Origin of the sequence: Acidovorax sp. (assembly GCF_046341535.1) — a bacterium.
In the GTDB taxonomy this organism is placed as follows: domain Bacteria; phylum Pseudomonadota; class Gammaproteobacteria; order Burkholderiales; family Burkholderiaceae_C; genus Acidovorax.
This window is the reverse complement of record NZ_JBKDRI010000201.1, coordinates 23,750-35,331: the sequence shown is the minus strand read 5'-3', so window position 1 is coordinate 35,331 and position 11,582 is coordinate 23,750. Positions and strand designations below refer to the sequence as shown.

Annotated in this window: 9 protein-coding genes; 4 read left to right on the top strand and 5 right to left on the bottom strand. The window is 62.7% G+C overall.

Annotated features, from left to right (window positions below; translation table 11 throughout):
- Positions 1-105: 105 nt before the first annotated feature.
- The 4 genes from ACK543_RS15000 (at position 106) to ACK543_RS14985 (ending at position 5,295) form a co-directional block, all read left to right on the top strand.
- Positions 106-444, top strand: a complete 339-nt coding sequence (locus ACK543_RS15000) for a hypothetical protein (RefSeq protein ID WP_409943628.1) — start codon at positions 106-108, stop codon at positions 442-444.
- Between the two features lie 262 nt (positions 445-706).
- Positions 707-1,762: a PLP-dependent cysteine synthase family protein gene (locus tag ACK543_RS14995; protein ID WP_409943627.1), complete on the top strand. Its 1,056-nt coding sequence runs from the start codon at positions 707-709 to the stop codon at positions 1,760-1,762.
- A 35-nt stretch (positions 1,763-1,797) separates the two neighbouring features.
- Positions 1,798-2,979, top strand: a complete 1,182-nt coding sequence (locus tag ACK543_RS14990) for a lipocalin-like domain-containing protein (protein ID WP_409943626.1) — start codon at positions 1,798-1,800, stop codon at positions 2,977-2,979.
- A 381-nt stretch (positions 2,980-3,360) separates the two neighbouring features.
- Complete coding sequence (locus ACK543_RS14985) at positions 3,361-5,295, top strand: ABC transporter transmembrane domain-containing protein (RefSeq protein WP_409943625.1); 1,935 nt, start codon at positions 3,361-3,363, stop codon at positions 5,293-5,295.
- Positions 5,296-5,471: 176 nt separating this feature from the next.
- Here ACK543_RS14985 and ACK543_RS14980 read toward each other — a convergent pair whose 3' ends face one another.
- The 5 genes from ACK543_RS14980 to nuoL form a co-directional block, all read right to left on the bottom strand.
- Positions 5,472-6,020, bottom strand: coding sequence for a DUF1178 family protein (locus ACK543_RS14980; protein WP_409943624.1), 549 nt, complete (start codon positions 6,018-6,020; stop codon positions 5,472-5,474).
- Positions 6,021-6,056: 36 nt separating this feature from the next.
- The gene (locus tag ACK543_RS14975) at positions 6,057-6,362 is read right to left on the bottom strand and encodes a DUF2818 family protein (protein WP_409943623.1); all 306 of its coding nucleotides are present in this window, start codon (positions 6,360-6,362) and stop codon (positions 6,057-6,059) included.
- A gap of 153 nt (positions 6,363-6,515) precedes the next feature.
- Positions 6,516-8,009 carry an NADH-quinone oxidoreductase subunit NuoN gene (nuoN, locus tag ACK543_RS14970; protein ID WP_409943622.1) on the bottom strand — a complete coding sequence of 498 codons (1,494 nt, stop codon included), beginning with the start codon at positions 8,007-8,009 and terminating at the stop codon, positions 6,516-6,518.
- A gap of 29 nt (positions 8,010-8,038) precedes the next feature.
- On the bottom strand, positions 8,039-9,514 hold the full coding sequence (locus ACK543_RS14965) for an NADH-quinone oxidoreductase subunit M (RefSeq protein ID WP_409943621.1): 1,476 nt from the start codon (positions 9,512-9,514) through the stop codon (positions 8,039-8,041).
- Positions 9,515-9,527: 13 nt separating this feature from the next.
- Positions 9,528-11,567, bottom strand: coding sequence for an NADH-quinone oxidoreductase subunit L (gene nuoL / locus ACK543_RS14960; protein WP_409943620.1), 2,040 nt, complete (start codon positions 11,565-11,567; stop codon positions 9,528-9,530).
- Between the last annotated feature and the right edge of the window lie 15 nt (positions 11,568-11,582).

The window sequence follows — 11,582 nt, the reverse complement described above, 5'->3', positions numbered from 1 at the left end:
GCAGCGGGCGCCGGGAGCGCCCGACACCCCGGATGCCGGGGCATTTCGGCGAATTACGCATCATGGGAGAGTCGTAATTCCGCATGACGCAACGATGTCGGCGGAATGCGCAAAAACGCAAGCTTGATCAGCGTTGCCTTAGGTGCCAATATGATTCGGTCTTTCTTTGATCGCAGGCGGCAGTACTTTGTAGATTGGTGGCATGCCCCGATCACGCAAAAAGATAGAGCACTCGGAGCATTGGTTGGTGGTCTCGGCAGTTTCTGGATTGGTGTGCTTGGAAGGATTCTGCTCGGCCCCCTGCCGGTTTCCTTATCAACTATTGGTTGGTGGGCTTTGGGTTCGGTTGTAGTTGGAGTCATGCTCGCTATCATTTTTCCAAAGGTAACAACGTGCGTGTGCTTCCCATTTTCTGTATTTGGGGGTGGCAGTGGCACCTATTGAGTCGGCATCAACCAACTTGAATGCGTTGATGCGGTTCGAAGCTCTGCGCAAGGCTTCGACAGGCTCAGCCCGAACGGCTGGTTCAAGTTCAAAGGTGCCGACTCAATAACTCGGTTTCACCGAATGGCGTCTTATCCCTGAGCGTGGCGTAGCAGATGCGCGCGAGCTTGTTCGCCAGCGCGCAGATCAGCACCAGCGCATCCTCGCGAGGGTGATGCAGAGCTGCATTATGGGCCGCCCAGTTGTGCCCGACAATCGTGGCATGACGCTCTCCTCCCCCTGGCTCCACGAAGCCGTCGCCCGCATCGAAGCCGACTACCAGCGCAGTGCCGACACGCACCTGATTCCGCTGCGGCTGCCTGCCTTTGCAGTGCAGGGCATTGATCTGTACCTCAAGGACGAATCCACCCACCCCACGGGCAGCCTTAAGCACCGGCTGGCGCGGTCGCTGTTTTTGTATGCGCTGTGCAATGGCTGGGTGAATGAGGGTTCGACCATTGTTGAATCCTCCAGCGGCTCCACGGCGGTGAGCGAGGCGTACTTTGCCCGCCTGCTGGGGTTGCCGTTTGTGGCGGTGATGCCGCGCAGCACCTCGCCCGAGAAGGTGGCGCAGATCGAGTTCCATGGCGGGCGCTGCCATTTTGTGGACCGCGCTGGCGATGTGTACGACGCGGCCCGCGCCATTGCGCTGGAGACGGGCGGGCACTACATGGACCAGTTCACGTATGCCGAGCGCGCCACCGACTGGCGGGGCAACAACAACATTGCCGAGAGCATGTTTACGCAAATGGCGCGCGAGCGGCACGCGGTGCCGCGCTGGATTGTGGTGGGGGCGGGCACAGGCGGCACCAGCGCCACCATTGGGCGCTATGTGCGTTACCAGCGGCATGCCACCCAGGTGTGCGTGGCCGACCCGGCGGGGTCGGTGTTCAGCGCGTATCACCGCACGGGCGACGCGCAGCTCACGGCCCCCGGCTCGCGCATCGAAGGCATTGGGCGGCCGCGGGTGGAGCCGAGCTTTATCCGCACGCTGGTGGACCGCATGATCGAGGTGCCCGATGTGGATTCGGTGGCGGCCATGCGGGTGCTGTCGCAGCTGCTGGGGCGGCGGGTGGGGCCGTCCACCGGCACCAACTTTGTGGCCATGCTCGCGCTGGCCGGCGAGATGCGCGCGGCGGGCGAGCGCGGCTCGATCCTGTCGCTGCTGTGCGATGCGGGCGAACGGTACCTGCCCACGTATTTCAATCCCGATTGGGTGGCCCACTGCTTTGGCGACTGCAGTGCGGCCGAAGCACGGCTGCAGGCGCTGATGGGCTGACGAGCCTGGGCGCTACCGCAGCGGTGTTCACCAACATGCCTTCGCAGCACCACGCTCCAGTGTCCCCACTGGCAACCCGCCTGGCTGGGGGCGGCGCGGGCCCCTCGCGGCGGCAGGCGCTTGCGCTGGGGCTGGCGGGCGCTTTGGCCGCCCCGTGGCCGCGCAATGCCCATGCCCTGCCGCCGCGCGCGCTGCAGTTTCCGCGTGACCACGGCAGCCACCCCGATCTGCGCACGGAGTGGTGGTACATCACGGGGCACACCGTGGCGGCGGGGCGTGAGTGGGGGTTTCAGATCACGTTCTTCCGCTCGCGCGTGGATGTCACGCAAGGCATGCGCTCGGCCTTTGCGGCGCGCCAATTGTTGTTCGCCCATGCGGCGGTCACCGATCTGCAGGGCCAGAGGCTGCTGCACGACCAGCGCATTGCGCGGGCGGGCTTTGGCGTGGCACACGCCAGCGAGGCCGACACCGCGGTGCGTTTGCAGGACTGGAGCCTGGTGCGCAGCGATATCAACCCAGGCGCAGTCCCCGGGGCTACGGGGCCGCGCAGCCGCTACACGGCCCGCATCCAGGGCGAGCAGTTTGGGTTGCAATTGCAGTTTGACAGCACCCAGCCCGTGCTGCTGCAGGGCCGCGAGGGCCTGTCGCGCAAGGGGCCCGATGCCGCGCAGGCCAGCTACTACTACAGCCAGCCCCAGCTGACCGTGAGCGGCACCATCGCCCTGGGCGGCGAACGCCTGGCCGTCAACCCCGCGCAGGCGCGCGCCTGGATGGACCACGAGTGGAGCGAGGCCCTGCTGCACCCCGATGCACAAGGCTGGGACTGGATTGGCATGAACCTGCTGGATGGCAGCGCTTTGACGGCGTTTCGCCTGCGGCGCGCAGATGGCACGGCGCTGTGGGCTGGTGGCTCGTGGCGGGCAGGTAGCCAGGCGGCGGCCCAGGCCTTCGGCGCGAGCGAGGTGGAGTTCACGCCGCAGCGTTTTTGGACCAGCCCGCACAGCGGTGCGCGCTACCCCGTGCAATGGCGCGTGCAGACGCCGGCGGGCACGTTCGAGGTTCGCAGCCTGCTCGACAACCAGGAGCTCGACAGCAGTGCCTCCACCGGCGCAATCTATTGGGAAGGCCTGTCGGAGCTGCGCGAAGCCGCCAGCGGCAAGGTCGTGGGCCGTGGCTACCTGGAGATGACGGGGTATGCCAAGGCACTGAGACTCTAGGAGCCTGTCGGACTTGGAGCGTCGAAAGCGAAAATCGGCGAGAGCGAGGACAGTTTTTGCGGAATTTGCAGCCCCATAGCCGAGCTATGGGACAAAAAGGCGGTTCAAAATGGACCGCTGCGGTCGGTTTGCAGCCGACGATTTCCAAGTCCGACAGGCTCCTAGCCCGCATGTTTCACCAGGCCGCTCTTCCAGGTCCCGAGACGCCCAATGCATGCCCACTTTCTTGGCTTTGAGTGCCACATCCCATGGGGCGCGAGTGCGTCCCTGGTGAAATCGGCTGGCCAGGCGCAGCACCCCTGCGCCGCAAGCCGCACTTTGAGAGCAGGTTCATCTTGCTGATGGATGAATGCCCACCCTTCTCACCCTACACTGCACCCCATGTCTACCCGGTCCTCCTCACCCGCGTCACGCGGTGCTCCACGCTCCCTCACGGGCCTGCTGCCCTTTTTGCGGCCTTACCGTGGGCGCATCGCCGTCGCGGGCGTGTTTCTGGTGCTTGCCGCCTTGGCAACGCTGGCCTTTCCGATGGCGCTGCGCGGCCTCATCGATGGCGGTCTGATGGCGGACGACCGTGGCGCTCAAGCCATGGCTCTGCGCGAACACTTTGAAATGCTTTTTGCCGTGGCCGTTGCGCTGGGCGTGTTTTCCGCAGCGCGCTTTTACATGGTGAGCTGGCTGGGCGAACGCGTCACAGCAGACCTGCGCAATGCCGTGTACGGCCATGTGTTGCAGCAAAGCCCCGAGTTCTTTGAAACCACGCAGACCGGCGAGGTGCTGTCGCGCCTGACCACCGACACCACGCTGGTGCAGACGGTGGTGGGCTCGTCGCTGTCCATGGGGCTGCGCAATGCGGTCATGGGCGTGGGGGCGCTTGCCATGCTGGTGTGGAGCAACCCCTATGTGATGGCGCAGGTGCTTGCCGCCGTGGTGCTGGTGGTCTTGCCCACCATGTGGATCGGCCGCCGGGTGCGCCGCCTCTCGCGCGACAGCCAGGACCGTGTGGCCGATTCCAGCGCCATTGCTGCCGAGGTGCTCAACGCCATACCCGTAGTGCAAAGCTACGCGGCCGAGCCGCGCGAATCCGCCCGGTTTGGCCGCGCCACCGACAACGCGTTCCAGGTCGCGGTGCGGCGCAGCAGAGCGCGCGCGTTGCTGGTGGCCTTCATCATCATCGCCAACGCGGCGTTGTTGCTGTGGGGGCTGTATCGCGGCACGCAGGCCGTGCTGGCCGGGCAGATGACTGCCGGTCACCTGGGGCAAACCGTGGTGTATGTGATTTTGGTGGCGGGCTCGGTGGCCGTGCTTGGCGAGGTGTATGGCGACCTGCTGCGCGCGGCTGGCGCGACCGAGCGCCTGATGGAGCTTCTGGCCAGCCGCTCGCCAGTGGCCGACCCCGCCCAGCCGCAAGATCTGCCGCTTTCGGGCCAGGGGCTGATGGTGGAGTTTGACCGGGTGGAGTTTCACTATCCGTCGCGCCCTTCACACCCGGCGCTTCGCGGGTTTTCGCTCTCGCTGCGGCCCGGCGAAACCGTGGCCCTGGTGGGTGCCAGCGGGGCCGGAAAGACCACGGTGTTCCAACTGCTTCAGCGCTTTTATGACGTGTCCAGCGACCGGGGGCCAGACTCCCCGGCGGGCGCGGCCGGGGCTTCGATCCAGGGTGCACCCGCGCAGCCGACCCACGCAGATGGCACGGCCGCTCAAGACCGCCCAGGCAGCAGCCAGGCCATGGCGGCGGCCGCGTGCAGCGGTGCGATTCGCCTCAACGGCGTGGACATTCGCCAACTGCGCCTGTCCACCCTGCGCTCGGCCATCGGCACCGTGCCGCAGGACGCCGTGATCTTTTCGGCCACGGCGCTGGAGAACATCCGCTATGGCCGCCCCGATGCCAGCGAGGCCGAGGTCATTGCGGCTGCAAAGGCCGCGTTCGCGCATGACTTCATCACGGCTTTGCCCGAAGGCTACGACACCTTTCTGGGCGAGCGTGGCGTGCGCCTGTCCGGCGGTCAGCGGCAGCGAATCTCTATCGCCCGTGCCATGCTCAAGGACCCGCCCTTGCTGTTGCTCGATGAGGCCACCAGCGCCCTGGACGCCGAGAGCGAACGCATGGTGCAAGCCGCCCTGGATACCGCCATGCAGCGGCACACGGGACGGCGCACGACACTCGTCATTGCCCACCGGCTGGCCACGGTGCAAAACGCGGACCGCATCGTCGTGCTGGAGCACGGCCAGATCGTCGAAGAGGGAACCCATGCCGCGCTGATGGAGCATGCTGGCGTGTATGCGCGGCTGGCGGCGCTGCAGTTCACGGCCTGAGCCACTGCCCCGTGCACAGAAGCAGGCATCGGAAGGGATGCAGGGCGATCCGCGTCACCCACTAGCGTTCATGTCGTGTTATGCTACATTAAATATAGCAATAAAACCATGCCAGTCGCGCGCAACCCGTTGATTTTGTTAAGCAACAGCTTAGTGATGCCGCGATACCAGGCGATTCACTGCAGGGTTTCTTTGGCTGCGGCAGGTAGCGGCAACGGCAGCACCGCCACGCCATCGTCAAGAAGCGCCATGGCGTCTTCCACCGTGGCCTGGCCGCGGATGGCGCGCTCGGGCGCCTCGCCGTGGTGAATGCGCCGGGCTTCCTGCGCAAAGTCTTCGCCCACGTCTTCTGCGTTGCGCGCAAGGTGACGCGCTGCTCGCAACCACGCAGCCTGGATCGCCTGGGGAAGCGCTGGCACATCGCCACCATTGATGGAAACGCCCGCTATGGCGCGGTTGTGGCCCGTGTCGCCCGCACCGGATGCAGCGGCGCTGGTGTCACCACCATGGGGCGCGCGCTCAGCCTTCCGCACTGAAGGCATGTCTGCCGGTGGTCTAGCGCCAAGGTTCAGCCGTGGGGCGCTCAGGCGCTTTTCGACATGGCGGTCATCACACAGCGGACACTGCACAAGCTCGCGCTGCTTTTGCGACTGAAAGTCGCTCTCGGAGGCAAACCAACCCTCAAAGATGTGGCCCTGGCTGCACTGGAGATCGAGAACCTTCATGACGGATAGGCGCCTAATGTGCCGAGCGGGGCGGGATCAAGCGTGACGGCGCAGAAGATAACGATAAACAAAGCCAGGGAAAGCGAGCGTGAGGAACAGGGTACCGGTGACGACATAGAACTCCCAGCCCTGGGGCGCGATCTGTCCCGCGCGGCGCTCCAGCAAAAGGGCCAATCCGCCCACCAGCAGATAAAGCAAGAATAGTTCCAGCAGTCGCACCACGAGCTTCTTTTGCGGTAACGCCACCGGCCCGACCACGAACCAGCGGTGGTTCACGAACGGGAGATTGGCGGCAATCAGCGCCGCAATGATCACCAGCCAGACAGACGCAGTCAGAGACACGGCAATGCAAGCCCGAAAAAGAAATCAACACCGCGCATCCGCGCCGACCCATCTGCCGGGGCCAGGGCGCACCGCGGAGCCGCCCGGCAGTCGCGTCTGCCCGCACCAACACGCGCAGCACCGGCCAACGCGTGCGTCATGCCGTGCGCCTCATCAGGTCGCCAGTGCGCGCACCACGGCGTCGGCGCAAAGCGACATCAGGCCCCCTGGCAGCAGCCCCAGACCCAGCACCAGCGCGCCGTTGACCGACAACACCACGCGAACATCCAGCGGAGCGGAAACACGCGCGACCGTGAGGGGTGCATCAAAGTACATGACCTTGACCACGCGCAGATAGTAGAAGGCGCCGATCAGCGACATGATCACGGCGAACACGGCCAGCGCAATATAAAGCCCCTGCCCCGATGCAATGAGCGCCTGCAGCACGGCCAACTTGGCGTAGAAGCCGACCAGCGGGGGAATGCCCGCCATCGAAAACAGGCATACCGACATCACGCCCGCATACAGAGGATTGCGCTGGTTCAGGCCCGCAAAATCGGAAATCTCCTCACTCTCAAAGCCCTCGCGAGCCAGCAGCAGGATGACCCCAAATGCGGCCAGCGCGGTCAGCACATAGGTGATCACGTAGAACATCGATGCGCTGTAGGCGTTTTCGACGGCGGTGGCATCCACGTTGCCATTGATCACACCCGACATCAGGCCCAGCAGCACGAAACCCATCTGCGAGATGGTGGAGTAGGCCAGCATGCGCTTGAGGTTGGTCTGCGCAATGGCCGCAAGATTACCCACCAGCAATGAGCCAATCGCGAGCACGCCCATCATCTGCTGCCAGTCAATTGCCAGCGGAAGCAAGCCATCAACCAGGAGCCGGATCGTGATGGCAAACGCGGCGAGCTTCGGCGCGCTGCCAATCATCAATGTGGCAGAGGTGGGCGCGCCCTGATAGACGTCGGGCACCCACATGTGGAAAGGCACCACACCAAGCTTGAAGGCCAGCCCAGCCACCACAAACACCAGACCGAACACCAGCACCTGGTGGCGGATCTGGCCCGAATTGACAGCCTTGAACACCTGGCCAATATCGAGCGAGCCGGTGGCCCCATAGATCATGGACAGACCGTAGAGCAGGAAACCGCTGGCCATTGCGCCCAGAACGAAGTACTTCATGGCCGCCTCGGTGGCGGTTGCGTGGTCACGGCGCAGTGCCACCAGCGCATAGCTGGACAGCGTCATCAGCTCCAGCCCCAGGTAGATCACCAGAAAGTTGTTGCCGGAGATCATGATGAACATGCCCAGCAGCGCAAACATCGACAGGGTGAACAGCTCGCCGCCGTGCATCATCTGGCGGTCGGCGGCGTAGGGGCGGCTGTAGACCAGCGTCACCATCACAGCCACCGTGGCAAAGCACTTGAGCCAGTTGCCCATCGCGTCGCTCACGACCATGTTGCCAAAGCCATAAAACGTGTTGCCGCTGGTCGCATACATCGCCTGCAAAGCAGCCACCACCGCCAGGGTGAGCATGGTGAGCACATAGGTGCCCGTGCGGTATTTGCTCTTCACCCCCAGGTCGACCAGAGCAATCACACAGGCCATGGTCAAAAGCACAATCTCGGGGTAAATCGCAAGCCAGCTGATGTTGTCAATCATCTCGAATCTCTCAGTTCAGTCTGGTCTGGTCAGTTCAGCTTGGTCAGCGCGACATGCTTGAGCAACTCGGCCACGGAGGTGTCCATCACATCCGTGAAGGGACGCGGATACAGGCCCATGGCCAGCGTGGCAATAGCAAGCAGCGCCAACACCAGGAACTCGCGGCTGTCGATGTCTGTGAGGCCCCGGACGTTGTCGTTCTCCACAGGCCCGAGGTAGACGCGCTTGAACATCCAAAGGGTGTAGGCAGCACCAAAGATCAGGGCCGTGGCGGCCGCAAGACCGACCCAGAAGTTGGCCTTCACGGCACCGAGAATGACCATCCACTCCCCCACGAATCCAGCGGTTCCTGGCAGGCCGCAATTGGCCATGGCAAATAGCAATGCAAACGCGGTGAAGTTGGGCATGGTGTTGACCACCCCACCATAGGCCGCGATTTCACGCGAGTGCACGCGGTCATACAGCACGCCGATCGACAGGAACATGGCGCCCGACACGAAGCCGTGCGCAATCATCTGCACCAGGCCACCCGATACGCCCAGCGGGTTGAAGATAAAGAAACCGAGCGTGACAAAGCCCATGTGCGCCACCGACGAGTACGCCACCAGCTTCTTCATGTCCTTTTGGACCATGGCCACCAGGCCCACATAGATCACGGCCACCAGCGATAGCGCGATCATGAGCCACGCCCATTCGCGCGAGGCGTCAGGCGCAATCGGCATGGAAAAACGCAGGAAGCCGTACGCACCCAGTTTCAGCATGATGGCAGCCAACACGGCCGAACCCCCGGTGGGCGCTTCGACGTGCACATCGGGCAACCAGGTATGAACAGGCCACATCGGCACCTTGACGGCAAAGGCGGCAAAAAAGGCGAAGAAAAGCAGCGCCTGCGCCGTGCGCCCTAGCGGCAACTGGTGCCAGGTGGCAATGTCAAAACTGCCGCCGGACTGGTTGTACAGGAAGATCAGCGCAACCAGCATGAGCAGCGAGCCGAGCAGCGTGTACAGGAAGAACTTGAAGGCGGCGTAAATCTTGTTGGGGCCACCCCAGATCCCGATGATGAGGTACATCGGGATCAACGTGGCTTCAAAGAACACATAGAACAGGATGCCGTCGAGGGCACTGAACACACCAATCATCAGACCCGACAGGATCAGAAAGGCACCCATGTACTGGTTGACGCGTTCCGTGATCGACTCCCATGAGGCAATCACCACAATCACGGTGATGAACGCAGTCAGCGGCACGAACCAGAAAGAAATACCATCGACGCCCAGGTGGTAGTTCACGTTGAACCGCTCGATCCACGCAGCCTTTTCCACGAACTGCATTGCAGCGGTACCCAGCTTGAAGCCGTCGTACAGCGGCACCGTCACCAACACGCCGATCAACGCACCGAGCAGAGCAATCCAGCGCACCGCACGGGCGTGCTCATCCCGGCCCAGAGCAAGGAGCACGGTACCGAAAACAATCGGCGTCCAGATGGCGAGACTCAACAGACCCATTTTTTTGTTTTCCTTATTTGATGAGCCGCACGAGCGCATCGCCCCAGACAAACCAGGTCATCAGCGCAAACACCCCGAGAATCATCACCAGCGCGTAATGGAAGACGAAGCCGGTCTGGATCCAGCGCACAACACCGGAGACACTGCGGACCAGCTTCCAGGAACCATTGACCAGTGCACCATCGATGATGGCCTGATCCCCGCCCTTCCAAAGCCCCAGACCCAGCGCGCGCGCGCCACGCGCCAGGATGTGCTCGTTGATCCAGTCAAGGTAGTACTTGTTTTCCAGCAACGTATACAGCGGCTGTACCCGCGCCTTGATGGCGGCAGGCAATGCAGGGTTGACCATGTACATGTAGTAAGCAGCCGCCACCCCAGCCAGCGCCAGCCAGAACGGTGCGGTTTGCAGACCATGCAGCGCCATCGCCTCCGGGCTGTGGAACATCTCGGCCAGCTTGGCCATGGCGGGGTGCTTGGCGGCATCCACAAAGATCACGCCCTTGAAGAACTCCCCAAACAGCATGGGCTCGATGAAAAAGAAACCGACTGCTACCGACGGGATGGCCAGCAGGACGAGGGGTAGCGTTACGACCCAGGGTGACTCATGGGGTTCATGGTGATGGTGGTCACCATGCCCGTGGTGATCGCCATGGTGAGCGTCCGGGTTTTGATCGAAGCGCTCCTTGCCATGGAAAACCAGGAAATACATCCGGAACGAATAGAAAGCCGTGATGAAGACCCCAGCGAGCACGGCAAAGTGTGCAAAACCGGCGGCAGGCAACTGGCTAAAGTGCACCGCTTCGATGATGCTGTCCTTGGAGTAGAACCCCGAGAACATCGGCGTACCGATCAATGCCAGCGAACCGAGCAGCGATGTGATCCAGGTAATTCGCATGTATTTGCGCACACCGCCCATCCAGCGGATGTCCTGGTTATGGTGCATGCCCATGATGACCGAACCCGCGCCGAGGAACAGCAGGGCCTTGAAGAATGCATGCGTCATCAAATGGAACACGGCCACCGAGTAGGCCGATGCCCCCAGGGCCACGGTCATGTAACCCAGCTGGGACAGCGTGGAGTAGGCCACCACGCGCTTGATGTCGTTTTGGATGATGCCGAGAAAGCCCATGAACAGCGCCGTGATGGCACCGATGACAAGGATGAGGTTCAGTGCCGTGTCGGACAGCTCGAACAATGGCGACATCCGCGCGACCATGAAGATGCCCGCCGTCACCATCGTCGCCGCATGGATCAGGGCAGAAATGGGTGTGGGGCCTTCCATCGAATCGGGCAACCACACGTGAAGCGGAAACTGCGCGCTCTTGCCCATGGCCCCGATGAACAGGCAAATGCAGATCACCGTGATCAGCATCCAGTCTGTGCCAGGGAACGCAATGCCCCCAAGCTCACCCGACTTGGCAAAGACCTCGCCGTAGTTCAAGCTACCCGCATAGGCAGCAATCAGGCCAATGCCCAAAATGAAGCCAAAGTCGCCCACGCGGTTGACCAGGAAGGCCTTCATGTTCGCGAAGATGGCCGAAGGCTTGTTGAACCAGAAACCGATCAGCAAATACGACACCAGGCCCACGGCCTCCCAGCCGAAGAACAACTGCAACAGGTTGTTGCTCATCACCAGCATGAGCATGGAGAAGGTGAACAGGGAGATGTAAGCAAAGAAGCGGTTGTAGCCTTCGTCCTCTTCCATGTAGCCAATGGTGTAGATGTGCACCATCAGCGACACGAACGTCACGACCACCATCATCATGGCGGTCAGGCTGTCGACAAGGAAACCCACTTCCATCTTCAGGCCACCCACGACCATCCAGGTGTAGAGCGTCTCGTTGAAGTAAGCACCGTCAACCGCCACGCTCTTGAGCGTCATGGCAGATAAAACGAAAGAGATCAGCACGCCCAAAATCGTGAGGGTATGGCTGAGGCGGCGACCAATCCGGTTGCCGCCGAAGGTGGTGCCGAAAACGCCGGCCAGCAGCGCGCCCGCCAGCGGGGCGAGCGGAACCGCCACAAGCGTTGATGCAGAGAGGGTTTGACTCATTCTTGAGGACCTTGC